This is a genomic window from Sphaerisporangium dianthi, assembly GCF_042654065.1.
GTDB classification, from domain to species: Bacteria; Actinomycetota; Actinomycetes; order Streptosporangiales; family Streptosporangiaceae; genus Sphaerisporangium; species Sphaerisporangium dianthi.
Genome location: NZ_JBHSFP010000024.1, coordinates 106228 through 131005 on the forward strand (window position 1 = coordinate 106228; position 24778 = coordinate 131005).

The 24778-nt window shown below is 72.7% G+C and carries 19 protein-coding genes and 1 riboswitch; of the genes, 10 read left to right on the forward strand and 9 right to left on the reverse strand.

The features are described from left to right. Positions 1 to 296 precede the first annotated feature (296 nt). A complete protein-coding gene (gene lysS / locus ACFO60_RS28315) occupies positions 297 to 2030 on the reverse strand; it encodes a lysine--tRNA ligase (RefSeq protein ID WP_380845800.1) in 1734 nt (577 codons plus the stop codon). 147 nt (positions 2031 to 2177) lie between these two features. Here lysS and ACFO60_RS28320 point away from each other — a divergent pair, with 147 nt between their 5' ends. Beyond that, complete coding sequence (locus ACFO60_RS28320; RefSeq protein WP_380845803.1) at positions 2178 to 2762, forward strand: DUF6461 domain-containing protein; 585 nt, start codon at positions 2178 to 2180, stop codon at positions 2760 to 2762. 62 nt (positions 2763 to 2824) lie between these two features. Here the strand turns inward: ACFO60_RS28320 and ACFO60_RS28325 are convergent, their stop codons facing one another. Then, positions 2825 to 3310: a hypothetical protein gene (locus ACFO60_RS28325; protein ID WP_380845806.1), complete on the reverse strand. Its 486-nt coding sequence runs from the start codon at positions 3308 to 3310 to the stop codon at positions 2825 to 2827. Positions 3311 to 3582: 272 nt separating this feature from the next. Between ACFO60_RS28325 and ACFO60_RS28330 the strand changes: the two genes are divergently transcribed. Then, positions 3583 to 4035 (forward strand): Fur family transcriptional regulator, encoded by a 453-nt coding sequence (locus ACFO60_RS28330; RefSeq protein ID WP_380845809.1) that lies wholly within the window; start codon positions 3583 to 3585, stop codon positions 4033 to 4035. Between the two features lie 60 nt (positions 4036 to 4095). Beyond that, complete coding sequence (locus ACFO60_RS28335) at positions 4096 to 4521, forward strand: hypothetical protein (protein WP_380845812.1); 426 nt, start codon at positions 4096 to 4098, stop codon at positions 4519 to 4521. A 150-nt stretch (positions 4522 to 4671) separates the two neighbouring features. Here the strand turns inward: ACFO60_RS28335 and asnB are convergent, their stop codons facing one another. Both asnB and ACFO60_RS28345 read right to left on the reverse strand, forming a co-directional pair. Then, complete coding sequence (gene asnB, locus ACFO60_RS28340) at positions 4672 to 6528, reverse strand: asparagine synthase (glutamine-hydrolyzing) (protein ID WP_380845815.1); 1857 nt, start codon at positions 6526 to 6528, stop codon at positions 4672 to 4674. 140 nt (positions 6529 to 6668) lie between these two features. Then, positions 6669 to 7298, reverse strand: coding sequence for a nucleoside/nucleotide kinase family protein (locus ACFO60_RS28345; RefSeq protein WP_380845818.1), 630 nt, complete (start codon positions 7296 to 7298; stop codon positions 6669 to 6671). A gap of 439 nt (positions 7299 to 7737) precedes the next feature. Here ACFO60_RS28345 and ACFO60_RS28350 point away from each other — a divergent pair, with 439 nt between their 5' ends. Both ACFO60_RS28350 and ACFO60_RS28355 read left to right on the forward strand, forming a co-directional pair. Beyond that, entirely contained in the window at positions 7738 to 8853 is a 1116-nt protein-coding gene (locus ACFO60_RS28350) for a lytic polysaccharide monooxygenase (protein ID WP_380845821.1), read from the forward strand. A 199-nt stretch (positions 8854 to 9052) separates the two neighbouring features. After that, the gene (locus ACFO60_RS28355; RefSeq protein ID WP_380845824.1) at positions 9053 to 11341 is read left to right on the forward strand and encodes a sialidase family protein; all 2289 of its coding nucleotides are present in this window, start codon (positions 9053 to 9055) and stop codon (positions 11339 to 11341) included. Between the two features lie 7 nt (positions 11342 to 11348). Here the strand turns inward: ACFO60_RS28355 and ACFO60_RS28360 are convergent, their stop codons facing one another. Beyond that, positions 11349 to 12587 (reverse strand): esterase-like activity of phytase family protein, encoded by a 1239-nt coding sequence (locus ACFO60_RS28360; RefSeq protein ID WP_380845827.1) that lies wholly within the window; start codon positions 12585 to 12587, stop codon positions 11349 to 11351. 724 nt (positions 12588 to 13311) lie between these two features. On the opposite strand from ACFO60_RS28360, the gene ACFO60_RS28365 reads away from it, so the two are divergent. From ACFO60_RS28365 to ACFO60_RS28375, 3 genes are all read left to right on the forward strand, one after another. Continuing rightward, positions 13312 to 13896, forward strand: a complete 585-nt coding sequence (locus ACFO60_RS28365; protein ID WP_380845830.1) for a carbonic anhydrase — start codon at positions 13312 to 13314, stop codon at positions 13894 to 13896. Between the two features lie 81 nt (positions 13897 to 13977). After that, positions 13978 to 14382 (forward strand): ArsR/SmtB family transcription factor, encoded by a 405-nt coding sequence (locus ACFO60_RS28370; protein WP_380845833.1) that lies wholly within the window; start codon positions 13978 to 13980, stop codon positions 14380 to 14382. Beyond that, positions 14375 to 15472, forward strand: coding sequence for a cation diffusion facilitator family transporter (locus tag ACFO60_RS28375; RefSeq protein WP_380845836.1), 1098 nt, complete (start codon positions 14375 to 14377; stop codon positions 15470 to 15472). Before ACFO60_RS28370 ends, ACFO60_RS28375 begins: the two co-directional genes overlap by 8 nt. A 61-nt stretch (positions 15473 to 15533) precedes the next feature. On the opposite strand, the gene ACFO60_RS28380 is transcribed toward ACFO60_RS28375, so the two are convergent. The 3 genes from ACFO60_RS28380 to cobN form a co-directional block, all read right to left on the reverse strand. Then, positions 15534 to 16124, reverse strand: a complete 591-nt coding sequence (locus tag ACFO60_RS28380) for a nucleotidyltransferase domain-containing protein (protein ID WP_380845839.1) — start codon at positions 16122 to 16124, stop codon at positions 15534 to 15536. 104 nt (positions 16125 to 16228) lie between these two features. Further along, complete coding sequence (locus ACFO60_RS28385) at positions 16229 to 18061, reverse strand: glycoside hydrolase family 15 protein (protein ID WP_380845842.1); 1833 nt, start codon at positions 18059 to 18061, stop codon at positions 16229 to 16231. 121 nt (positions 18062 to 18182) lie between these two features. Next, positions 18183 to 21995 carry a cobaltochelatase subunit CobN gene (cobN, locus tag ACFO60_RS28390; protein WP_380845884.1) on the reverse strand — a complete coding sequence of 1271 codons (3813 nt, stop codon included), beginning with the start codon at positions 21993 to 21995 and terminating at the stop codon, positions 18183 to 18185. A gap of 48 nt (positions 21996 to 22043) precedes the next feature. Beyond that, a riboswitch (cobalamin riboswitch) is annotated at positions 22044 to 22217 on the reverse strand. Positions 22218 to 22261: 44 nt separating this feature from the next. Here cobN and ACFO60_RS28395 point away from each other — a divergent pair. Beyond that, entirely contained in the window at positions 22262 to 23980 is a 1719-nt protein-coding gene (locus ACFO60_RS28395; RefSeq protein ID WP_380845845.1) for a precorrin-3B synthase, read from the forward strand. Between the two features lie 23 nt (positions 23981 to 24003). After that, a complete protein-coding gene (locus ACFO60_RS28400; protein WP_380845848.1) occupies positions 24004 to 24552 on the forward strand; it encodes a hypothetical protein in 549 nt (182 codons plus the stop codon). Here the strand turns inward: ACFO60_RS28400 and ACFO60_RS28405 are convergent. After that, positions 24486 to 24764, reverse strand: a complete 279-nt coding sequence (locus ACFO60_RS28405) for a cobalt-precorrin-5B (C(1))-methyltransferase (protein WP_380845851.1) — start codon at positions 24762 to 24764, stop codon at positions 24486 to 24488. The genes ACFO60_RS28400 and ACFO60_RS28405 overlap by 67 nt on opposite strands. Positions 24765 to 24778 lie beyond the last annotated feature (14 nt).

Below are 24778 nucleotides of genomic sequence, written 5' to 3' on the forward strand. Positions count from 1 at the left end.
CTCCGCTCGGCGGCCTCCCGGACGATGACGAGGATCTGCGTCCAATGCTCGCCTTCGACGCCGAGCGCGTCCAGAATCTTGACCGCACGTCACAGACGACAACGGACCACAGCGATGAACACCGAACTCACTGCGGGCGCCGCATCCGCCGGACCCACGTGTGCGATGGGTCGGAAACGTACGCCAACGCCCGACGAACGCAGCCCTGTGCTTCTGAGCTGGGTGAACGGTACTGGCGTACGTTTCCGTTCTCGCACACTCTGCCCCCGGCACGAGGCGGGTCGTCCGTCCCGCGGTCAGGCGGTCAGGAGGTTGCGGGCGCGGGTGGCGCCTACGGCCAGGAGGAGGGTGGGGAGGCGGGGGCCGGTGTCCTTGCCGACCAGCAGCGTGTAGAGCAGGGCGAAGAACTCGCGCTGGGCGACCTTCAGCTCGGGCGTCGGCTTGGCGTCCGGCGCCAGCCCCGCCAGGACCTTCGGCACGCCGTAGACCAGCGTGGTGAGCCCGTCGAGCGACCACTGCCCGGAAAGGCCCTCGATCAGCAGCCGCAGCGACTCGCGGTCGCGCTCGCCCAGCGAGGCCAGCAGCGCGGTGTCAGGCTCGTCGCGCACGCGGGTGCGCTGCTCGGCCGGGACCTGCGTGGTGACCCACCGCGCCGCGCGGTCGAGCCGCGGCCGGGCCTCGTCCAGAGAGGTGATCGGGTGCTCGGGGTCCAGGTCGCGCAGGATGCGCAGGGTCTGCTCGTCATGGCCGGTGGTGACGTCGACGATCGAGGCCAGCGTGCGGTAGGGCAGCGGGCGCGGCGTGACCGGCAGCGGGCCGGAGGCGGTGCCGACCGCCCGGGTGTAGGCGGCCACGTCCCCGGGCAGGGCCGTGCCGTCGCCGATCTTGCGGTCGAGGGCGTCCCACTCGTCGTAGAGCCGCTGGATCTCCTGGTCGAAGGCGACCTTGAACGACTGGTTCGGCCTGCGCCGCGCGTACAGCCAGCGCAGCAGCGGCGCCTCCATGATCTCCAGGGCGTCCGCCGGGGTGGGCACGGCGCCCTTGGAGCTGCTCATCTTGGCCATGCCGCTGATGCCGACGAAGGCGTACATCGGGCCGATCGGCCGCTCGCCGCCGAAGACCTCCTTGACGATGGGAGCGCCGACCGTCCAGGACGACCCGGGCGACTGGTGGTCGACGCCCGACGGCTCGAAGATCACCCCTTCGTAGGCCCACCGCATGGGCCAGTCGACCTTCCACACGAGCTTGCCCTGGTCGTGCTCCGACAGGAGCACCGTCTCGGCGTGCCCGCACCCGCAGGTGTAGGACAGCTCGGTGGTGTCGTCGTCGTAGGCGGTGACCGTGGTGGTGTCGCGCCCGCAGACCGAGCAGTAGGGCTTGTAGGGGAAGTAGCCGGCGGCGGCCGAGCCGTCGTCCTCCGAGGCGGCGCCCGACCCCTCGGCCGCGGCCTCCGCCGCGGCGGCGTCGGCCTCGTCCAGCCCGGCCTGCTGACGCGGCGCCTTGGCGGACTTGCCCTTGGTGCGGTAGCGGTCGAGGATCGCGTCGATGTGCGCCCGCTCGCGCATCGCCAGAAGGATCTGCTCGCGGTAGGCGCCCGAGGTGTACTGCGCGGTCTGGCTGATGCCGTGGTACTCGACGCCCATCTCGGCCAGGGCGGCGATCATCGGCGCCTTGAAGTGCTCGGCCCAGTTGGGGTGGTGGCTGCCGGGCGGCGCGGGCACGGCGGTCAGCGGCTTTCCGATGTGCTCGGACCAGGAGGAGTCGACCCCCGCGGGAACCTTGCGGAAGCGGTCGTAGTCGTCCCAGGAGATGATGTGGACCACCTCGTGGCCGCGGCGACGGATCTCGTCGGCGACCAGGTGGGGCGTCATGACCTCGCGCAGGTTGCCCAGGTGGACGGGGCCGGACGGGCTGAGGCCCGACGCGCAGACGATCGGTTTGCCGGGGGCACGGCGCTCAGCCTCGGCGATGACCTCGTCCGCGAACCGTGAGACCCAGTCGGCCTCGGCGCTCATAGCCACGATCGGCACTTCCTTCCATGAAAGCCTGACGCCTCCATTGTCCCGGACCGCCGCAGTGTCCCGTGCCAGCCGCCCCCGGTGTGTGGAAACCGCCGATTATGTCGGTCGCCGCTGGCAAGATCACGTTCCTAGGGACGCGTTGGAGAGGACCCCCCGATGAACGGTGCGACCGCGGCCGACTATGCGTGGTTCGACGAGGAGTACGACGGCCGGCCGTTCTGCCTGACCTTCGTCAGGGACGTCGACCCGGAGGAGGCCTTACGCCGCATCGGCGTCACCCCCGGCCCGGCGGCCGAGGTCGACTGGGCCTCCTTCGGAGATCATCCGATCGCCGCCTACCCCGCCATCGGCGGCGCCGCCCTGCTGGAGTACAACGGCTACGCCGGGACGCTGGCCGAGGCGGTCCGCCTGCTGTCGGCAGGCACCGTCATGGCCGCCGTGTTCGTCAACGTCAACGCCGACCAGCAGTTCGTCTTCGCCGCCGACGGCCTGCTGGTCACCGGCTTCGAGCCCGACGGCTCCGACGAGCGCTGGGGCGCCGACCCTGACCGCCTCCTGCCCCAGATGCTGGACCTCGGCATGCCCACCAAGGACGAGGAGGCCGACGCCGCCCTCGACGACGACGAGTACGACCCCGTCCTCACCGTGATGGCCCTCGCGGAACGCGCCACGGGCGTCCGGGTGACCCGCGGCCACCTCGCCGGTCCCGCGCTCGCCGGCTCCGCCGCGCACCTGTACTGAGCCTCGCCCGCGACGATCGCGGCCGCGGGGTCCGTCCCGCGAGGGCGCTCCGTGCGGAGGGCCTATGGGGTGTCCGACGTCTGGACCACGGCGATGTCGGCGAACGCGGCCGACAGGCAGGCGTCGAGCGGGTGGCCCGAGACGGCGAGCAGGTCGGCGACCAGCACGACGGCGTGCCTCGCCACGCCGTCCGCCTGAAGCGGGAACGCCTCGGCCTCCGGCTGGTACACGCCGAGCGCGCCGGCCACCAGCATCACCAGGACGTCGGCGTCGACGGCGGGAAACCACCCCGCGGCCTCCCGCGCGCAGCGCCCGACCAGCGCCCGCACGTCGTCCACCGCGAGCCCGCCCGGGTGCAGGTCCTCGAGCAGCAGGCGCGTCACCGTGCCGAGCACCAGGGCGACGTGCTCGGACTCCAGCGCGGCGAGCGCCGCGGCGGACGCTTCGAAGGCGGGCAGATCTCGGGCGCGGGCGGCGGCCACCGCGCCCTCCGTCGCTTCGGCGACGGCCCGGGCGGGCTTGGGCAGGTGACGCCAGGACACGCTCATCGGCTCCTTCTGCGAGGCCCCCGGGTGCGGCGCAGGCTCCTCCGCGGCCCGATGACCGGGCCTGCGGCGGAGCCTGCCGATCACGCGGGCGGACGATCGGCGGGCAGGGCAATTATGCGCGGCGGACGGGCATGCCGCATGACGCGGCGGCGACCGCGCCGATTGCTAGTGTTCGTGATGACGGACAGGCGGCCGTGCGCGGGGGACGCCGAGACTTCGTGACGAGGCACAGGCGGCCGTGCGCGGAGGACGCCGATACGGGGAGGTTCAGCATGACGACGCGATCGGCCCAGTCGTCTCCGCCACTCGACCGGCCCCCTTCCCGAGGCACCCGGGTCAGGGGCACCCGGCAGGCCGAGGCGCTGATGGCGGTGCTCGGCACGCTGTCGGGGTTCCACAGCGCCCAAGAGATCCACGCCGAGCTGCGCCGCCGGGGCGAGCGCGTCGGCCTGACCACCGTCTACCGCCACCTGCAGGTGCTCAGCGAGGACGAGGCGGTCGACGCCATCCGGGACGAGAGCGGCGAGACCCTCTACCGCCGCTGCGCCACCGGAGGGCACCACCACCACGTGACCTGCCGCGCCTGCGGGCGCAGCGTCGAGGTGGAGGGCAGGGACGTCGAGCGGTGGGCCGAGCGCGTCGCGGCCGAGGCGGGTTTCGTCGACGTCGACCACACCGTGGAGATCTTCGGAGTCTGCCCGCCCTGCGCGGCCGTCAAGAGCTGACCGCGGCACGATTGTCAGACCATGGGCCTAGGCTCGTGGTCTCTGGAACAGGAGGCGGCCATGTGCTTCGATCTCGACAATCCGATCATCCGGCTGTGCGCCGAGGGCATGCGCGCCGAGTCCGAGGGCAGGCCCGAGCAGGCGCGCCGGCTCTTCGACCAGGCGTGGGCCGAGCGCACCGACGACTTCGAGGCCTGTGTGGCCGCTCACTACGTCGCCCGCCAGCAGGATTCCGCCGAAGAGACCCTTCTGTGGAACGCCGTCTCGCTGCATCACGCCAGGGCCGTGGGCGACGGGCGCGTCACCGAGTTCTACCCCTCGCTCTACCTGAACATGGGCGCCTCGCACGAGCTGCTCGGCGATCCGGCCGAGGCCGAGCGCTACTTCCGCCTGGCGGCCGACCTCGCCGGCGACCTGCCCGCCGACCCCTATGGCGACATGCTGCGCCAGGGCATCACCGACGGGCTCAGCCGGGTGACCCGCTGACCCGGCCCATCCGGCGGCTCCTGCCCGCCGCCGGCCCGGCTCGTCCGGCCGCCCCGCCCGCCGCCGGCCCGGTCCATTCGGCGACCTTCGGCCGTAGCCGTGCGGGTCGGCCCCGCGCGGGGTCTCGCGTCCGGGCGGTCTCGCCGGGGCCTACAGGCTGACGCGCACCTTGTAGCGCTCCAGCCATGCGTTGAACTGGAGCAGGCCCTCCAGCGCGGCGCGCAGGTCGTGGCGGCTGACCGCGTCGAGCGGCTGGTCGATCATCGTCCGCACCTTGGGCACGTCGATCATCGAGGCGGCTGGGAAGTCCCCGCTTTCGAGCAGCCGGGCGGTCTCCTCCCTGAGCGCCTTCTCATACGCCGGGTCCTGCGTCGAGGGATAGGGGCTCTTCTTGCGCGCCAGCACCGACTCGGGGAGCACGTCGGCCGTGGCGGCGCGCAGCAGGCTCTTCTCGTGCCCGTCGAAGGTCTTCATCGACCATGGCGCGTTGAACACGTACTCCACCAGCCGGTGGTCGCAGAACGGCACCCGCACCTCCAGGCCCACGGCCATGCTCATGCGGTCCTTGCGGTCGAGCAGCATCTGCACGAACCGGGTGAGGTGCAGGTAGCTCACCTCGCGCATCCGCGCCTCCATCCCGCTCTCGCCGGGCAGGCGCGGCACCTCGTCCAGGGCCTCGCGGTAGCGTTCGGCGCAGTAGCCGGGGACGTCCAGCTCGCGCAGCAGGTCGGGGGCGAGCACCTGGTCCAGTGCGGTCAGGCGGATGCCGGAGGCCAGCCAGGGGAAGGTGCCGGCGTTGACGGCGGCGGGGTCGTGGAACCAGCGGTAGCCGCCGAAGACCTCGTCGGCCGACTCCCCCGACAGCGCGACCGTCGAGTGCGCCCGCACCGCGCGGAACAGCAGGTGGAGCGAGGTGTCCATGTCGCCGACCCCGGTCGGCAGGTCGCGTGCCCGCAGCACCGCCGCGCGGATCCCGGCGTCCATGAGGTCGGCCGAGTCCAGGACGATGTCGTCGTGCTCGACGCCCAGGTGTGAGAGGTGCCGCACGAGGTCGCGGACGAAGGGGGCGTCGGGGGTGTCGCGCATCGCGTCGGGGCTGAAGTGCTCGGTGTAGCCGGTGAAGTCGACGGAGAAGGATCGCAGTTTGCCCTCGCCGTGCCGCCGCAGGGCCTCCCCGGCGAGGGCGGTGACGGCGCTGGAGTCCAGGCCGCCGGACAGCAGTGTGCAGAGCGGCACATCAGAGATCAGCTGGCGTTCGATGATGTCATCCAGCAGGCCACGGACGGTCCGGACGGTGGTCGGCAGGTCGTCGGGATGCTCGCCGGACGCGAGCCGCCAGTAGCGGCGCTTGACGATCCCCTCCCGGGTGACCCTGACGATGCCGCCGGGGCGCACCTCGCGCATGCCGCGGAAGATCCCGCATTCGGGGGTCTTGACGAAGACCAGTAGCTCGCGCAGCCCTTCGCCGTCGACGACCCGGTCGGCCAGGAGGGGGTTGGCGAGTATCGCCTTGGGTTCGGAGCCGAACAGGACGCCCCCCGGCGTCGGGTAGTAGTACAGCGGCTTGATGCCGAGCCGGTCGCGCACGAGGACGAGCTCCTCGCGGCGGGCGTCCCAGATGCCGAAGGCGTACATGCCGTTCAGGTGCCCGGCGAGGTCCTCGCCCCATTCGAGGTAGGCGCGCAGGACGACCTCGGTGTCGCTGCGCGTGCGGAATTGGTGCCCGCGGGCGGCCAGCTCGGCGTGGAGTTCCTTGAAGTTGTACACCTCGCCGCTGTAGGTGAGCACGGCGAGCACCTCGCCGCCCTCCTCCGCGATCATGGGCTGCCGGCCGCCGAGGAGGTCGATGATCGCCAGCCGCCGGTGCCCCAGCGCCCCGTGCTCGGAGATCCACATCCCCTCGTCGTCGGGTCCGCGGCAGCTCATGGTCTCGGTCATGTCCAGCAGCGTGTCCCGGGACTCTCTGAGATCGCCCTCGAAGTCCACCCAGCCACAGATTCCACACATCGCGACGACCCCACGTCTCGTCGGAGGACGGATTGCGACGGCCCCCGCCTCCCCCTGCGCGGGTAGCGTCTTTCCAGGTCAACGGCCTCTACGAGAGATGTATGCCCCGCCACGCCGCAAGAGGCCTCGCGCCGCCCGCCTCAGGCGCCGGTGACGACCGCGGGGTGGCGGGGGTCGTCCACGCGGACGACCACGTCGGCGCTCTCGCGCGGCGCGGCCTCCTCCTCGTACCGGGCGTAGGCGGGCAGCGTCCACCGCTCCTCTTCGGGGGTGCGGCGGGCCAGCGCGCCCGGCGACAGCCACAGGTGCACGGTGATCTCGAACGGCAGCCAGCGGCCGAGCAGCAGGCGGCCGTCCATGAGCAGCACCGCGCCCGGCGGCAGGGTCACGTACGGCGCGCGCGTGGCCCGGTCGGCTGCGGCGTCCCACAGCGACGGCAGGACCTTGCCGGATCCGCCCGGCTCCAGCGGGTCGAGCACCTCGCGCGACAGCGCCCCGAAGTCCTGCCATCCGTCGTAGAAGGCGTCGGGGTCGGTGCGGCCGTACTCGTAGCGGAGCGAGGCCGGGCGCAGGAAGCCGGCCGCCGGGACCCGCAGGACCTCGCGTCCGCGCAGGCGCAACGGGCCGATCAGCGCGTCGGCCAGTTCGCCCGGCCGCGCCGCGGGGGCGCCGTCGAGGGCGACGCGCACCCAGGAGGACCGGGAGGCGCCGGCGATGCGGTCGGCGAGCTCCTCCACCAGAGCCGAGGGCGAAATGGGGCGTACGTCCACTCGTTCATCCTCGCCGATGGCGCACGGACGCGACGACCGCGCACACGACCGGACATCACGAGCGGACGTCACGACGGGCCCGCGTTACACGAAAGTTTCATGGCGTTTCAGCGGCCGATTAATCGCCCGCCTCGGGGGTCATGGCCTTCACCTGCTAGGGGACAGGTGATCAAGAGGTACGGACGGGACCGATAATTTCGGCTGTTTCCCACGCCCAGCACCGGCGACCTAGAGTTCTTGACGCGTAAGCGCTTTCGCATGCTGGTCGGCAGTCGACGGCTGTTCGCCTCACGGCGACGACCGGTTACTTCACCAGGTCCTCGGTGACTCCTTGACGTGCATAGTGTCCGTGCCTTGCTCGAGCGTGCCGGACACGCTGCCGCGATGGACGTCCCGGCTGCGCCGAGGACCTACGTCGTAACCCCTCGAAAGGTGTTTCATGAGAAAGCGACGTAAGATCTCGATCGCCGGCGCCGCCGCCGCGATCGCGACCCTCCTATTGGTCGCCTTGCTGCCCGGGTCGGCTTCGGCCCACGGCGCGATGATGATCCCCGGCAGCCGCACCTATCTGTGCTGGAAGGACAGTGTCGGCAGCAACGGCGCGGTCCAGCCGCACAACCCCGCCTGCGCCGCCGCGGTCGCCCAGAGCGGGACCAACTCGATCTACAACTGGTTCGCCGTGTTGCGCTCGGACGGGGGCGGCCGCACCAGCGGCTTCATCCCGGACGGCAAGCTGTGCAGCGGCGGCGCGGTCGTGTACAACTTCAGCGGCTTCGACCTGGCACGCAACGACTGGCCGGTGACCCACCTGACCTCCGGGGCGAACATCCAGTTCCGGTACAACAAGTGGGCGGCGCACCCCGGATCGTTCCGCACCTACATCACCAAGGACAGCTGGAGCCCGACCCGCTCCCTGGCCTGGAGCGACCTGGAGAGCCAGCCGTTCTACACCGCGCAGGACCCGCCGAGCGTCGGCAACCCGGGTAACGCCGACTCCTACTACTACTGGAACGCGACGCTCCCGTCCGGCAAGAGCGGCCGGCACATCATCTACTCGGTGTGGCAGCGGTCCGACAGCCAGGAGACCTTCTACAACTGCTCCGACGTCGTCTTCGACGGCGGCAACGGCCAGGTGACCGGCGTGGGCGAGGGCAACCCCGACCCGACGCCCACTCCGACCCCCACCCCGACCCCGACCGGCAACCAGACGCCGACCCCGACCCCGACGCCCACCCCGACGCCCACCCCGTCGGGCGGGACCGGCGCCTGCTCCGCGACCTTCAAGACCACCAGCAACTGGGGCAACGGCTACCAGGGCGAGGTGACGGTGCGTGCGGGCAACAGCGCGATCAGCTCCTGGACCGTCAGGTGGGGGCTGCAGAGCGGCACCATCATCAACAGCCTGTGGAACGGCTCCTACACCTTGAGCGGCTCCAACATCACGGTGAAGAACGCCCCCCACAACGGCAGTCTGGGAAGCAACGCCTCCACGACCTTCGGGTACGTCGCACAAGGCTCGCCGGGCACTCCCTCGCTGACCTGCACCAGCCCGTAACCGGACGCCTTCACGGCGATCGAGGGTGACAGCGACTGCCCTGGGCGGCGTCGCGCACCGGCCGCGAGGCCGGGGCGCGGCGCCGCCCGTTCGCCGTGCGAGGGGAGCCGTCCCGCCGGCGGGCACGATCCGGTGAACACCGGGTGAAAGGACGGAGGATCGGCTGCGCCGGGCCGCGCGGCTCGTGTTCGCTTCGGCCATGAGCCCCACCCCCGCCCGCGCCTGGCCCGACGCCGACGTCGTCGGCGCCGCGGTCGGCGCCCCCGTGACCGTCTACCGCGAGGCCGAGTTCGACTCCCGCGGCGAGCTGGCCCACGAGGGCAACCGCGTGCCGGACATCGTCGCGCTCGACGCCCGCCGGCTGGTGGTCGGCTGGCGGGCCGGTGCGCGCGACGACCGCGACCCGGCGCCGACCGACCAGGGCTCGATCCTGTACGCGACCTCCGGCGACGGGGGCGCCACCTGGACGACCGGGACGCTGGCCGCGGCGACGTCCGCGCACCGCTACCACTATGTGATCTTCCTGAACGACGGCGGCGTCCTGTACGCGTTCCTCGGCCGCATCACCGTGTCCGCGGACCGGGACCGCGAAGGCGAGGTGGACGGCTTCCCCGTGGCGATGACGGCCAGGCGCAGCACCGACGCCGGGCGCACCTGGGCCGACTTCCCGGTCACCGTCCAGGTGCCGGCCAACAGCCGGGGCGTGGTCCTGGCGGGCAGGCCGCTCAAGCACGACGGGGTCTGGCTGCTCCCCTACTGGCAGGCGTCCGGCGGCACGACCAGGGCCGGGGTGCTCCGCTCGGCGGACCTGGCCACCTGGACGCCCGGGGCGCTCGCCGCCGGCCCGCCCGGCGTGTCGATCGAGGAGCCGCAGCTCGCGGTGTCGCACGACGCGCCCGGCACGCTGCTCATGGTGGCCCGCACCCTGAACCTGACCGGCGGCTCCTCCGCCGCCGCCCGTGACGCCTTCTACCGCGCCAACGCCTCCCACGCCGCGACGGCGACCAGCGCCGACGGCGGGCTGACCTGGTCGGCGATGACGCTGGACCCCGAACTGCCGAACTACTACGTGAAGGGGTACTTCACCAGCGACTCCGGCGGGCGTTACCTCACGATCTACAACACGCTGGCCGGGCCGTTCACCGGCGCGGGCGCGAGCAAACCGGACCAGTACCGCGAGGTCCTCTATTACAAGGTCAAGCGGCCGGGCGCCCCGTGGGGGCCGGGCCGGCTGTTCGCCGACGGCGCGCGGCTGACCGAGGGCGCGGCCCGCGGCTGGGACGTGTACGCGAGCGCCGACGAGTACGCGCCGGGCCGCTTCTTCGTCGTGTGGGAGCACAACCAGACCGCCATCAAGGTCGCGGAGCTCGACGTCTCCCGGTCGTTCACCGGGGTCGGCGGCCGGTGGGGCGACCTTTCCGCCTGGACGGTGACGGCCGGCGACGGCGCCGTCGAGGTCGACGCCTCAGGCCGGCTGCGCCTGGCGGACGCCACCCCCGGCGGCCCGCCCGGGTTCTCCGGCGTCACCCGGCGGTACGGCCCCTCCGGCGGGTTCGTCGCCACCATCAGGGCCACGGTGGCCGCCCACTCCCGGCTGGACCCTGCCACCGAGGCGGGCGCGGGCCTCGCGCTGAAGGTCGCCACCGGTTCCGTCCGGCTCATGCTGGCACTCCAGCCGGACGGCGTGTACTCCTTCGTCCAGGGCGGGGGCGGGTGGAGCCGGGTGCACGCCGCGCCCGGCGACACGGCGGCCCACGTCTGGCAGGTGGCGGTCGACGCCCGCGGCGACGCCACCCTGCGGATCGACGGCGCCGAGACCGGGGCCGGGTGGGCCGTCGCCGCCTCCGGCGAGGCCCCGCAGGTGGCTCTGTGGTGCTCGGGCACGGCCGCCGCCCCGGCCGAGGCGGTGGTGGACCTGCTGGAGGTGGTCGACGACGTCGCCGGCAGCACCTTCGACGCCTTCGGCGACTGGACGCTCGACGGGGCCGGCGGGACGGCGCGGTTGGCCGCGGGCGACCTGCTGCTGCGCAGCGCCTCCCGCCGCGCCTCCAGCGCCTTGCTCGGCCTTGACGTCACCCGCGGCTGTGACTTCACGCTGGAGTTCCGCGGGCGGGTGGAGGACGACAGCGCCCTGAACCCGGCCACCGGCGAGGGCGTCAGCATGGGCGCCAAGGTCGCCAACGGGCAGCGCAGGCTGATGCTGGCCGTCCAGAAGAGCGGGGTCTGGACCATGCGGAAGGGCTCGGCCGTGTGGGAGAAGGTCTACTCCTCCGCCACCGCCGCCGCCCCGTCCACCTGGAGGGTGACGACCGACAGCGCGGGCGTGGCGCGCCTGTGGCGCGACGGCGCCGACACCGGGGCCACCTGGGTGGTGCAGGACAGCCGCGAGAGCCCGCAGGTGACGCACTGGGTGACCGGCACCGCGGGCGGAAACGCCGCCGCGGCCCGCATCGAGTGGACCCGCGTCACCGCGAGCCCACCCGGATGACGCGGGATCAGTAGCGGCGGTAGGCGCGCGGGTCGGCGCCGAGGGGACGCGACAGCCGCACGGTGATGAACTCGTTGTTGTCGGCCGTGCCCGGCGTGCGACCGGCGGAGTTCGGGAAGTTGTTGTCGTTCAGCAGCGCGATCGTGGAGTCGTCCAGGATCACCACGTCCTCGATGGTCTGGAACGGGAAGGTGAACGTGCTGCCGAAGCCGCCGATGCCACGCGGGTTGGCCAGGTCGAGCAGGTCGGCCACCTGGGTCTTGTCCACGGCGCCGTCCCTGTCGCGGTCGCGCAGGTCGGCCAGGTAGACCCGCTTGGTGCGCGCGGCGGTCCCCTGCTCGTTGTCGCGCTCGATGACCAGGAAGCGGTCACGGTCGACCGTGATCATGTCGCCGATGGAGTTGCCCGGCGCGTCCAGCTTGTAGGCCCAGCGGCGCCCGGTGTAGGCGCGGTCGCGCAGGTCGAACTCGTTGAGGCGCAGCGTGCCCGCGGGATCGCCGGCGACGGTGCCCTCCAGCAGCGGGTACAGGTGGCGGCCGTCGAGCCCGCGCGCCATGCCCTCGAAGCCCTTGCTGCTGCCGAGGTTCGCCGTGCCGCCGTTGAGATAGGGGTTCTCGGGGGCCTGGACGCCGGGCAGCGTGACCGGCTTCTCCAGCAGCGAGCCGGAGGCGGAGAAGTGCAGCAGCCAGGGGCCGAACTCGTCGCCGATCCAGTAGGTGCCGTCGGGCTGCCGGACGATCGACTCGACGTCGAAGTCCGCGCCGGTGAGCTTGCGGTCGGCGCGGGTCAGCGGGAAGGGGACGCGCTTGGCCGGGTCGCTGAGGTTCAGCCCGCCCACGACCTTGACCTCGCCGGAGCGCAGGTCGGGCTTGACGCGCTGGATGCGCAGCAGGAAGTCGCCGCTGTTGGCCTTGTTGCCGAAGCCGTTGTCGGACAGCACGTCGTAGGTGCCGTCGTGGCGGCGGGCCACGCCGCTGAAGCCCTGCACGGGCTGGCCGGGGAACGGCGGGGTGATGCCGTTGATCGGGGCCGTGCCGAGCTTGAAGCCCGACGGCTCGCTGCCCGGTACGTAGGTCTGCGCGGGGAGGGAGGCCCAGCCGGTGAGCGTGGCGCGGCCGAACCCGCCACCGCCGTGCGACTGGTGGTCGGCCTGGCCGTCATGCCCGTCGTGCCCGTCGGCGAGCGCGGGGGCGGAGAGGCTCAGCGCCACGGCGATGGCGCCCAACCCGATCATGGTTTTTCTCATGGCCGTCACGTTAGAGACGCCCGATGACGCGCCGCACAACACCGGATGACTCGCGGGTGCCCAGGTCGTGAGCGGGGAAGCGAAGGCGCGCAAACCCCGCCGGCATCGGCGTTTCGCATCACAGATCTCCCATCTCAATAGTGTGACCAGCACTTTTGCCAAACTCTCCATGTACGGGGCACCACACCTCGACTACTATCGGTAATCGACTGCATGCTACAGGTAGTGGGGCGATGCGTTGACGGAGCGACGATCAGCGGTACGGGCGGCTCTCCATCTCTTGTTCGCCACGGCCGCCGTCATCCTGCTCCTCCACGGCACCGGCTCCCACGAGGGCCCGCCGGGCCTCTCTCCGGCCGCGGCCGCCGCGCCGCTCCTCGGAACATCGGCGGAGCCCGCGCCCACGCCGCTCCCCGAGGACGCCGACCACGACGGTTGCCCCAAGCCGTGGGAGGGCCCTTCCGCCGCGGGGCCCCCACCCCTGCTGTCGCGTCACGGCGGGCACCCGTCGCAGAGACCGAAAGCCGTCACGGAGGCGGCGTTCCGGACGGACATTCCCAGAGCGGGCGTCTCCGCCCTGCGATGGACACGGCCCGCGAGGCCGCGACTGCCCATCTTCCGCTGCTGATCGGCAAGGCTCCCGCGCCCCGCGCGGGACCGGGGGCGCGTCGCGCGCGCCCGGCGACGCTCCACGCCCGACCTCAGCACGAAGGAGTCCACACCCATGCAATCGCTGATCGACCATGCCCGGACGTTCCACCAGAAGGTCAGCGGCGGCCGAGAACAGGCGGCCTCCCCCCGGCACGGCGTCTCGCCGCAGGCGATGTTCGTCACCTGCTCGGACGCGCAGGTCATCCCGTCCCTGATCACGGGCGCCCGCCCCGGCGAGCTGTTCGAACTGCGCACGGCGGGCAACGTCATCCCGCCCTACCGCCTGGGCCGGCTCACGGCCGAGGCGGCCACCATCGAGTACGCCGTGAACATCCTCGGTGTGCGGGACGTCATCGTGTGCGGGCACACCCGGTGCGGCGCCGTCCAGGGCCGGGTGCGCTCCTGGACGCTGCGCTCGGCGCCGACCACGCGGTGGTGGCTGCTCCAGACGCACCGCTGGCGGGAGGCCCCGGCGGTCGCCGAGGAGGACGCCGCGCGGGCCCACCTGGTCGCCCAGCTCGACAAGCTGCGCCGCTACCCTCGGGTCGCCCGGCGCCTGGCCGCCGGCCGCCTGCGCCTGCACGGCTGGTTCTACGAGGTCGAGACCGGCGTCGTGTCCAACTACCACCCCGACACCGGCGCCTTCACCCCCCTGTGACCGCTCCCCGCCCTCCCGCTGCCGGCCTCCCGGCCGGCCGGGAGGTCGACAGCGTGAGGGGCGCTTCCTACACTTGCACGTATGAAGGATCGTTCAAGTGTCACAGTGATGGACCCGCACGCCTGCTCGGTTCCCATGGTCGACGCCGAACGGGTGGCCTCGGTGCGCCAGGCACTGCCGTCCGAGGACACCGTGCAAGATCTGGCCCAGATGTTCGGCCTGCTCGCCGATCCCGGCCGGCTGCGCATGATGGCGGCGCTGCTGGAGGGCGGCGAGATGTGCGTGTGCGACCTCGCCGCGGCCACCGGCCAGAGCATGTCCGGCGCCTCCCATGCCCTGCGGCTGCTGCGGATGCGCCGGGTGGTCAAGGTGCGCAGGTCGGGGCGCATGGCCTACTACCAGCTCGCCGACTCCCACGTGCGCATGCTGTTCGATCTGGCGATCACCCACGCCCGGCACACCGAGGAAGGGATCGGCGATGGCTGACAGTCCCGGCCACGAGCACGACCACGGTCACGGGCCCGACAACGAGCATGACCACGGTCACGACAGCCAAGGCGGGCACGGCCACGACAGCCAGGGCGGGCACGGCACCCGGCTCCGGCACGGCGCCCGGGGCGGGCACGGGCACGGCCATGGGCACGGGATCACCGCCGAGACCGACCGCCGCTACCTGACCGGCGCGCTCGCGCTGATCGTCGGCTTCATGGCCGTCGAGGTGGTCATCGGCTTCCTCGCCCGATCGCTGGCGCTGGTGTCGGACGCCGGCCACATGCTGACCGACGCCATCGCCATCGTGTTCGCCCTTGTCGCCATGCGCATCGCCCAGCGCCCCCCGCAAGGGGGGTTCACCTACGGGCTCAAGCGCGCCGAGATCATCTCTGCCCAGATCAACGGCATCACGCTGCTGCTGCTGAGCGCATACTTCATCTACGAGGGCATCGACCGGCTCATCACGCCGCCGGACGTCCAGGGCGGCTACGTCGTCGCGACCGGCCTGGCCGGCATCGTCGTCAACCTCGCCGCCACCTGGCTGCTCAGCCGGGCCGACCGGACGAGCCTGAACATCGAGGGCGCCTTCCAGCACATCCTCAACGACCTGTTCGCGTTCGTCGCCACCACGGTCGCCGGCCTGGTGATCTGGCTGACCGGCTGGAACCGCGCCGACGCGCTCGCCGCGCTCGTGGTGGCCGCCCTGATGCTCAAGGCCGGCTGGGGGCTGGTGCGCGACTCGGGCAGGGTCTTCATGGAGGCGGCGCCCGCCGGGATGAACCCGGCCGAGATCGGCAGGAAGGCCGCCGCGCTGGAGCACGTCGTGGAGGTGCACGACCTGCACATCTGGGAGGTCACCTCCGGCTACGCGGCGCTGTCGGCGCACATCCTGGTGGTGCCGGGCGCCGACTGCCACGCGGTGCGGGTCGCCGCCGAGCGCATGGTCCGCGACGAGTACGACATCGGCCACACCACCCTGCAGGTCGACCACGCGACGCCGGAGCTGCTGACCATCGGCCGCACCGAGTCCCACTGCGCCGACCCGCACGGGCCCGCGCACAGGAGCGACCGTCCCGCCTCCTGAGGCCGGCGCTCAGCCGCTCTTCCCACCATGCGGCCTCCCGGTGCGCTCGCGCACGGCTCGGTCAGCCGCCGTCCCGCTCACCCGCGCCCTCGCGCAGGCGGTCCGGCCACGGGTGGTCCCCGTACACCATGCTGATGGTGCGGGCCAGCCAGCGGCGCTGCTCGCCGTCCAATATCGGCAAGGCCTCGGTGAAGTCCTGCTCGTCCTTGGCACGGGGACGCTTGGCCTTGTAGTACAGCTGCACCTCCGGGCACAGATAGGGCACTCCCTGCGCCGACACCAGCCCCAGGCGGCCGATGGGGCGGCGCACCCGGGCGTCGCGGCGCGAGACCCACTCGGCGTCCTCGGACTCGTCCAGCATGACCTGGATCCGCCAGGGCTCGTCCGGGCCGGGACGGCACCAGATGTCGTGCACCGTGTCGGGGAGGATCTCCTCCCGCTTCCACGGACGCAGGACGCCCGCCGGGTCGGCGCACCACCACTCCCACGTGGCCAGGATCCGCTGGGCCGTGAGCTGATCATCGCGGAGCAGCAGGACGTCGATGTCCCCGTGCTCCCGGAACGCGCGCCCCACGGCGAGCTCTATGGCGTAGCCTCCGGCGATCCACCAGCGTTCGCCCGCGGCGGAGAAGAGGTTCACGACATCGGACATCGACGCGGGGTCCCATATGCCCCACGGCGTCTCCCGGCGCATCATCCCGACATCTTCGCGTGTGGGCAGCGGCGCCGTGGGATCTTCGGAGAATCCGGCGGCGCCTATCGGCAGGCGGGCTCGAAGCGACCACCGTGCTCGGTCATGGACACCGCATACGCGGCGTTGATCAGTCCGATGTGGCTGAACGCCTGAGGGAAGTTGCCGAGGAACTCCCCCGTGCGCGGGCAGACCTCCTCCGCCATCAGCCCGACGTCGTTGGCGAACCGCCCCGCCCGTTCGAAGACGGCCCGCGCCTCCTCCGGACGCCCGGCCAGCGCCTGGGCCTGGGCCAGCCAGAACGTGCACAGCAGGAACGCCCCCTCCTCCCCCGGCAGCCCGTCGTCGATGCGATAGCGGTACACCAGCCCCCGCTCGTCGACCAGCCGCGCCGCGATGGCGTCGATGGTGGCGAGCATCCGCGGGTCGTCCGCGGGGAGCAGGCCCATGATCGGCATCATCAGCACCGAGGCGTCCAGATCGGACGAGCCGAACGCCTGCGTGTAGGCGCCGGCCTTCTCGCTCCATCCCTCGCGCAGGATGGTGTCCCTGATCTCCTCGGCCGCCGCCCGCCACTCGGCGACGCGGTGCTCGGCGCCGAGGCGCCGGGCCAGGCTGACGGCCCGGTCGGCCGCGACCCAGCACATCGCCTTGGAGTGCAGGTAGTGGCGGCGTTCCCCGCGGATCTCCCAGATGCCGTGGTCGGGCTCGCGCCACTGCGTCACCGCCGCGTCGGCGAGCGCGGTCAAGAAGGCGCGGACCGGCGGGTCGAAGTCCGCGAGCTGGCTGGACACGCAGTGGACGGCGTCCAGCAGCTCCCCGTAGACGTCGACCTGCGGCTGCCGCCACGCGTCGTTCCCGACCCGGACCGGGCGGCTGCCGCGCCACCCGCCGAGATGCGGCAGCTCCCGCTCGGTGAGGTCGTGCTCGCATCCGATGCCGAAGACGATCTGCAGCGCCCGCTCCGGCGCGTACGTCGCGGCGGCCGTCGTCATGCAGCCCAGGAACTGGTCCGCCTCGTCCGGGCAGGCCGCCACCCACAGGGCGTTCATCGTGAAGCTCGCGTCGCGCACCCAGGTGTAGCGGTAGTCCCAGTTGCGCCGCCCGCCGGGCGTCTCCGGCAGGGAGGTGGTCGGCGCCGCCACGATGGCGCCGGTGGGCTGGTACGACAGCGCGTACAGCACCCTGCCGGAGTGGCCGACCAGGTCGCGGTAAGGCCCGTCGTAGGCCTGGTGGCTCTGTGACCAGGCCCGCCAGCGGTCCACCGTGACGTCCAGGCCCTCGGTGATCCGCTCCTCGTCCCACATGGCCGGCGGCGGCTCGCCCGCCATGCTCCAGTGCAGGGCGAAGCGCAGCGTCGTGCCCGCGGCGACCGTCGCCGCGCCGGCGGCCTCCTCGTCCGCGACGGTCAGCGGCACCGGCGAGGAGAGCGCGAGCTGGTCGGGCCCACCCCGGGCGCGCACACCGCCGGGCACGGCGGTGAGCAGCGGCATGACCAGCCCGTACTCCGGCCTCGGCACGTAGCGGACGGCGAGCTCCACCGAGCCGCGCGTGCACGTGACGCGGCGGGCCAGCACGTGCGGGGCGTCCGCGCCGAGCCGGTGCACGTCCGGGTCCTCGCCCACCAGGAGCGCGTCGGTGAGCACCAGGACGCCCGTGCCGGTCTCGAACGTCGTCTCCAGCACCATGGTCTGCGGCACGTAGCGCCGCGTCACGGCACACGGGCCGGCCGGGCTGATCGACCACGACCCCGCCTTGTCGTCGAGGATCGCCGCGAACACGGACGGGCTGTCGAACCGGGGCATGCACAGCCAGTCGACGGACCCGCCCGCGCCGACCAGCGCGGCCGAGTGCCGGTCGGACAGCAGCGCGTACCCGGCGATGGGTGTCCTGGTCATGATCGCGTCACACCACCCCTCCCCCGACGGCCGGGCGGCCCCGCCCGGCTCTTTCCCCGGTGACCGTCCGCGGCCGCATCCCGCTCCTAGCTCCATACCCGCATCGGGACCGCGTGAGCGATCAGGCGTCGCCGGCGCCGCCCTCGATGTCGCCCTCCACCTTCAGGTAGATCTCCTGCAGTTCGCGGAGGACGTCGGGGTCGGGCCGGCTCCACATGCCGCGGCTCGCCGCCTCCAACAGGCGTTCGGCCATGCCGTGCAGCGCCCAGGGGTTGGACTCGGAGAGGAACCGCCGGTTCTCCGGGTCCAGCACGTACGTCGCCGCCAGCGTGTCGTACATCCAGTCGGCCACCACGCCGGTCGTCGCGTCGTACCCGAACAGGTAGTCCACGGTCGCCGCCAGCTCGAACGCGCCCTTGTACCCGTGGCGCCGCATGGCCGCCACCCAGCGCGGGTTCACCACCCGGGCGCGGAAGATCCGCGCCGTCTCCTCCGCCAGGCTGCGGGTGCGGACCGCGTCCGGCCGCGTGCTGTCGCCGATGTACGCCGCGGGGGCGCGGCCGGTCAGGGCCCGCACGGTGGCGATCATGCCGCCGTGGTACTGGAAGTAGTCGTCGGAGTCGGCGATGTCGTGCTCGCGGGTGTCGACGTTCTTGGCGGCCACGGCGATGCGCCGGTAGGCGGCCTCCATGTCCGAGCGGGCGGGCGTGCCGTCCATGTCCCTGCCGTAGGCGAAGCCGCCCCACACCGCGTACACCTCGGCGAGGTCGGCGTCGTCGCGCCAGTTGCGGCTGTCGATCAGCGGCAGCAGCCCCGCCCCGTACGCTCCCGGCCGCGAACCGAAGACCCGGGTGGTGGCCCGGCGCTCGTCGCCGTGCTCGGCCAGGTCCGCCGCCGCGTGCGCCCGGACGAAGTTGACCTCCTCGGGCTCGTCGAGCCCCGCGACCAGGCGCACCGCGTCGTCCAGCATCACCACCACGTGCGGGAACGCGTCCCGGAAGAAGCCGCTGATCCGGACGGTGACGTCCACGCGGGGCCGGCCGAGTTCGCCGGACGGGATCGGCGCGAGGCCCGTGACCCGCCGGGACGCCTCGTCCCAGACCGGCCGGACGCCCAGCAGCGCGAGCACCTCGGCCACGTCGTCGCCCGCCGTCCGCATGGCGCTGGTGCCCCAGATCGACAGGCCCACCGAGCGCGGCCAGTCGCCGGTGTCGGCGCGGTAGCGGGCGAGCAGGGAGTCCGCCATCGCCTGGCCCGTCTCCCAGGCCAGGCGGCTCGGCACCGCCTTGGGGTCCACGGAGTAGAAGTTGCGGCCGGTCGGCAGCACGTTGACCAGGCCGCGCAGCGGCGAGCCGCTCGGGCCCGCGGGGACGTACCCGCCGTCGAGCGCGTGCAGCACCGCGCCGATCTCGTCCCCCGTCCTGGCCAGCCGCGGCACGATCTCGTGCGCCGCGAACGACAGGATCCGCTCCACCCCCGCCGCCGCCCCGGGGCCGGTCCTCCACGCCCCGCCGTCCGGGCCGGCCAGGACGGACGCGCAGACCTCGGGGACCGCCGCCGGGTCCCAGTCGCGGGCCTCCATGCCCTCGACCAGCGCCGCCGCCAGCGTCTCCGCCTCGTCGGTGCTCACGCGCCCGGCGCTGCCGTCCTCGGCCAGCCCCAGCGCCTCGCGCAGGCCCGGCAGCGCATCGTTGCCCGCCCACAGCTGCCGGGCGCGCAGCATCGCCAGCACCAGGTCCACCCGGGCCCGGCCCTGCGGAGCCTGGCCGAGCACGTGCAGGCCGTCGCGGATCTGCACGTCCTTGACCTCGCACAGCCAGCCGTCGACGTGCAGCAGGAAGTCGTCGAACTCGGCGTCGTGCGGCCGGCCCGCGAGGCCGAGGTCGTGGTCCAGCCGGGCGGCCTGGATCAGCGTCCAGATCTGCGCGCGGATCGCGGGCAGCTTCGCCGGGTCCATGGCGGCGATCGAGGCGTGCTCGTCCAGCAACTGCTCCAGCCGCGCCATGTCGCCGTAGGTGTCGGCGCGGGCCATGGGAGGCACCAGGTGGTCGACCAGGGTGGCGTGCGCGCGCCGCTTGGCCTGCGTGCCCTCCCCCGGGTCGTTCACCAGGAACGGGTAGATCAGCGGCAGGTCGCCGAGCGCCGCGTCCGGCCCGCAGGAGGCCGACATCCCGGCGGACTTGCCGGGCAGCCACTCCAGGTTGCCGTGCTTGCCGACGTGCACCACGGCGTGCGCGCCGAACCCGTCCCGCAACCAGCGGTAGGCGGCCAGATAGTGGTGGCTCGGCGGCAGATCCGGATCGTGGTAGATCGCGATGGGGTTCTCGCCGAACCCGCGCGGCGGCTGCACCATCACCACGACATTGCCCGCGCGCAGCGCCGCCAGCACGATCTCCCCGTCCGGATCGTGGGAACGGTCGACGAACAACTCGCCGGGCGGCGGCCCCCAGTGCCGCTCGATCCGGGCGCGCAGGTCCTCGGGAAGGGTCCGGTACCAGGCGCCGTAGCGGGCGGCGGAGATCCGCACCGGGTTGCCCGCCAACTGCTCCTCGGTGAGCCAGTCCTGGTCCTGGCCGCCGGCGGCGATCAGCGCGTGGATGAGCGCGTCGCCGTCCAGCTCGGCCACTCCGGGGAACCCGCCCTCGCCGTCGGGCCCGATGTCGTACCCGCCCGCGCGAAGGGCCGCGAGGAGACGGACGACGCTGGCGGGCGTGTCGAGGCCGACCGCGTTGCCGACCCGCGCGTGCTTGGTCGGGTAGGCGGACAGCATGACCACGATCCGCCTGTCCCGCGGAGGGACGTGCCGCAGGACGGCGTGCCGCACGGCGATCCCGGCGACCCGGGCGGCGCGTTCGGGGTCGGCCACGTAGACGGTCAGCCCGTCCTGGTCGATCTCCTTGAACGAGAACGGCACGGTGATGATCCGCCCGTCGAACTCCGGGATCGCCACCTGCGACGCCGCGTCCAGCGGGGACAGGCCGTCGTCGCTCGCCTCCCACGCGTCCCGGCCGCCGGTCAGGCACAGCCCTTGCAGGATCGGCACGTCGAGCCGGGCCAGGGCGCCGACGTCCCACGCCTCGTCGTCGCCCCCGGCCGAGGCGGTCGCGGGGCGCGTCCCCCCGGCGGCGAGGACGGTGACGACCAGCGCGTCGGCCTGGCCGAGCACCTCGAGCAGCTCGGGCTCCGCGGTGCGGAGCGAGGCGCAGAAGACCGGCAGCGGACGCCCGCCGGCGTCCTCGATGGCGTCGCACAGGGCGTGCACGAACCCGGTGTTCCCCGCGACGTGGTGGGCCCGGTAGTACAACACCCCCACAACAGGCCGCCCCCCACCCCCGGACACCCCAAAGCGCCCATCCGCAGCCCCCTCCGGGCGGCTGCTCTCCGCGGACACCCCCGGAGAATCGCCCGCGGACACCACCGGGCCTTCATCCGCGGACTCCCCGGAGCGCTCGTTCGCGGACATCTCCGGGTGCTCGTCCGGGGCGCCGGCGTGGTCTTCGCCGGGGACCGCGGGGCGGTCCAGGACGCCCCAGCTCGGGGTGGGCTCCGGCGGGGCGAAGCCGTGGCCGGTGAGCAGCACGGTGTCGGACAGGAAGCGGTGCAGCTCGGCCAGGTTCGCCGGGCCGCCGTGCGCGAGATAGGCGTGGGCCTGAGCGCACACCCCTCCCGGGACGGTGGACAGCTCCATCAGCTCGGCGTCGGGCGCCTGCTCACCGCCGAGCACCACCACCGGGAGGGAACCGGACAGCAGCGCGTCCAGGCCCTCCTCCCAGACCCGCCGCCCGCCGAGCAGGCGGACGACGACGAGTTCCACGCCGTCCAGCAGGCCCGGCAGATCGTCGGGGGCCAGCCGGGCGGGGTTTCCCAGCCGGTACGGCAGGCCGCTCGCGCGGGCGCTGAGCAGGTCGGTGTCGGAGGTCGACAGCAGGAGCATGGGGAGATGGCGCACGGCACATCCTCACTCGGGGTCCGCGCCCCGCGTCGTGGGTCCACAACGACGGCCTGGAGTCTCCTGGCTTCCGGATCGACGCTCACCCCGGCCTTCCCGCCCATGCCGGGCAGTGGCCTTCGGTGGGGTTGACTCCCCGGTGACAGTGGCGGGACCGCGCCGGATTCACACCGGCTTCCTCCATGTGCCGTCACCGTCCATCAGATCACGTCGCCCGACTTATAGCGATAAGTCGGGTTAAGATCCTCAACGTGGCCAGTGCCGAGTTTTCCGGACGTCCCGAGCCTACCCACAACGGCAAAACCACCGCCGACGCTCACCCCACCCCCGCCTCCTTCACGCGATCTCGGCCGGACGCCTGTCCCGGCGCGCTCCAGACCCACGAGGCGGCGGACGGCGCCATCGCCCGGGTCAGGACGCCGGGCGGCAGGCTCACCGCCGGACGTCTGCGCGCCCTCGCCACCGCCGCCGCCTCCTACGGGTCCGGCGTGATCGAGCTGACCTCCCGCGCGAACGTGCAGGTGCGCGGGCTCACCGCCGAGACAGGACGTGCGTTCGCCGAGCGGATGGCCGCCATAGGGCTGCTGCCCTCGGCCACCCACGAACGCGTCCGCAACATCCTCGCCGGCCCCCTGTCCGGCGTCGACGGGCGTGGTCTCGCCGACGTCACCCCACTCGTCGACGAGCTGGACGACGCCGTGCTGGCCCGCCCCGCCCTGGCGGAACTGCCCGGCCGCTTCCTGTTCGCCCTGGACGACGGCCGCGGCGACATGGTCCCGCTCCGCGCGGACGTCACCCTCCTCCCAATTCCCGCGTCCGCCCCCGCCCCCGCACCTCCCGGAGACTCCCAGCAGCAGGACCCCGCACCCCCCGGAGACTCCCAGCGAAACCAGGCATCGGTGCGGAACTCCCAGCAGGACCGGGCAACGCCCCCGGACCTTCACCTGAAGCAGGGATCACCCGGTAACCCCCATTCAGCCCGGGAGTCCCCCGAGAACCACCGGCAGGACCGGACAGCGGTGGAAGTGGTGTTGCTGCTGGCGGGCGAGGACACGGGGCTGCGCCCCGGCCTCGCGGACGCCGTGCCGGCGATGGTCGCCGCCGCCGAGGCCTTCCTGGCCGAACGCGCCGCCCAGAAATCCGGCGCCTGGCGCATCACCGAACTCGACGACGGCCCCGCCAGGATCACCGCCCGCCTGGCCGCCAACGCACCCGCCCTCCGCGCACCCGCCTTCCGCGCACCGGCCACTCCGTCCCGCCTCGTCCCCTCACTCGGCCCCGGGGTCGTGGCCATGGCGGACGGGCGGGCGGCGCTCGTTGTGCTGCCTCCGCTGGGCCGACTGACCTCCGCCCAGGCGCACGCGGTGGCGGACGTGGCAGCGGCAGGAACCGGAGAGATCCGGCTGTCCCCCTGGCGGGGCATCGTCATCCCCGGCGTACCGGCGGCCGATGCCGGGGCGTGGATGTCCCGGCTGGCCGCCATGGGCCTCGGGACCGAACCCGGCTCCCCGTGGGCCGGGGTCACCGCCTGCGCCGGCCGCCCAGGCTGCGCGAAGTCCCTCGCCGATGTCCAGGCCGACGCCGCGTACGCCACCCTGCGCGCCGCCCACCACGCCGGCCCGACGCCCGCCGCCAAGGACGGGCCGCTTCCCGCCGCCCAGAGCCGACAACATCCCGCCGCCCATGACCAGCCCTTTCCCTCTGACCAAGGCCACCCGCCTCCCACCGACCAAGGCCATCCGGTTCCCGCTGACCAGACCGATCCGCTTTCCGCTGATCGAGGCCATCCGCTTCCCGTGCACTGGGCCGGCTGCGAGCGTCGTTGCGGACGACCGGCCGGGCCGGCCGTTCTGGTGATCGCGACGGGCGACGGCTACCGGATCGATTCCACCGGCCAGGCCGGACACCACACCGACCTGGACGCGACCGCCGCCGCGATCACCAGTGCGCGGAGCGCGCTGGTCCGGTGATTATGGGCCGATATGGTTAAGCCATGCGGATACCGTTCCAGTTGCGCGGAATCGAGGGCACCGTAGACGTGAAGGTCGCGGTCAACGATGCCCCGGTCGCGCTTGGATGCCGGCATCCGGAAGGCGCCCAAGACCTGCCCGTCTGTACCGCCGTCATCGACTACCCCGGACGTGGGTACACGGCAGCCATGGGCTGGGTTCAACTGGTCAGCAGCACCGACGGCGAGTCCGGTGAAGAGGGCTTCGATCCCGACCCTCTCGGCTTCTACAGCGACCTGGACGTGCCCTACGCCTGGTTCGGCATCTGCCCTACCCTCTTCGACGCCCCATCACGTGACGCACGCGATGACATGATCTGGCTGGCGCACAGCTTCCTGTGCTTCTCCCCGACGTTGGTGACACGTGAAGTGTCCGCGGTGCTGGGCTTCTCCTGGGGATTCGAGATCCGGTCCAGCCATGTCGTCCTCCACGATGCCCAGCGCCTGCCTGCCGCAAGCTGGGACGGTCACGTTTCCCGGCTGTCCCAGGCGTATCCCGGCTGGCAGTTCACGCCCGGTTCCCAGCACGGATAGAGCTTCACCACCCCGGCCCGTGCCCAGTGCTCCCCCCTTGGGTCGGCTCCCAGTTCCTCCACGAGCGGCGCGAACGCCGGCGTCCGTCCGCGCGGCGGCCTGATCTCCACCGGGCCGGGGAACGTCCCGGTCAGCAGCGCCGTGGAGGCGGCCGTGGTGGCCGCCGTCGCGCACGCGCCGGTCGTCCACCGGTACCGCAGCCCCGTGCTCATGCGTCAAGAATGGA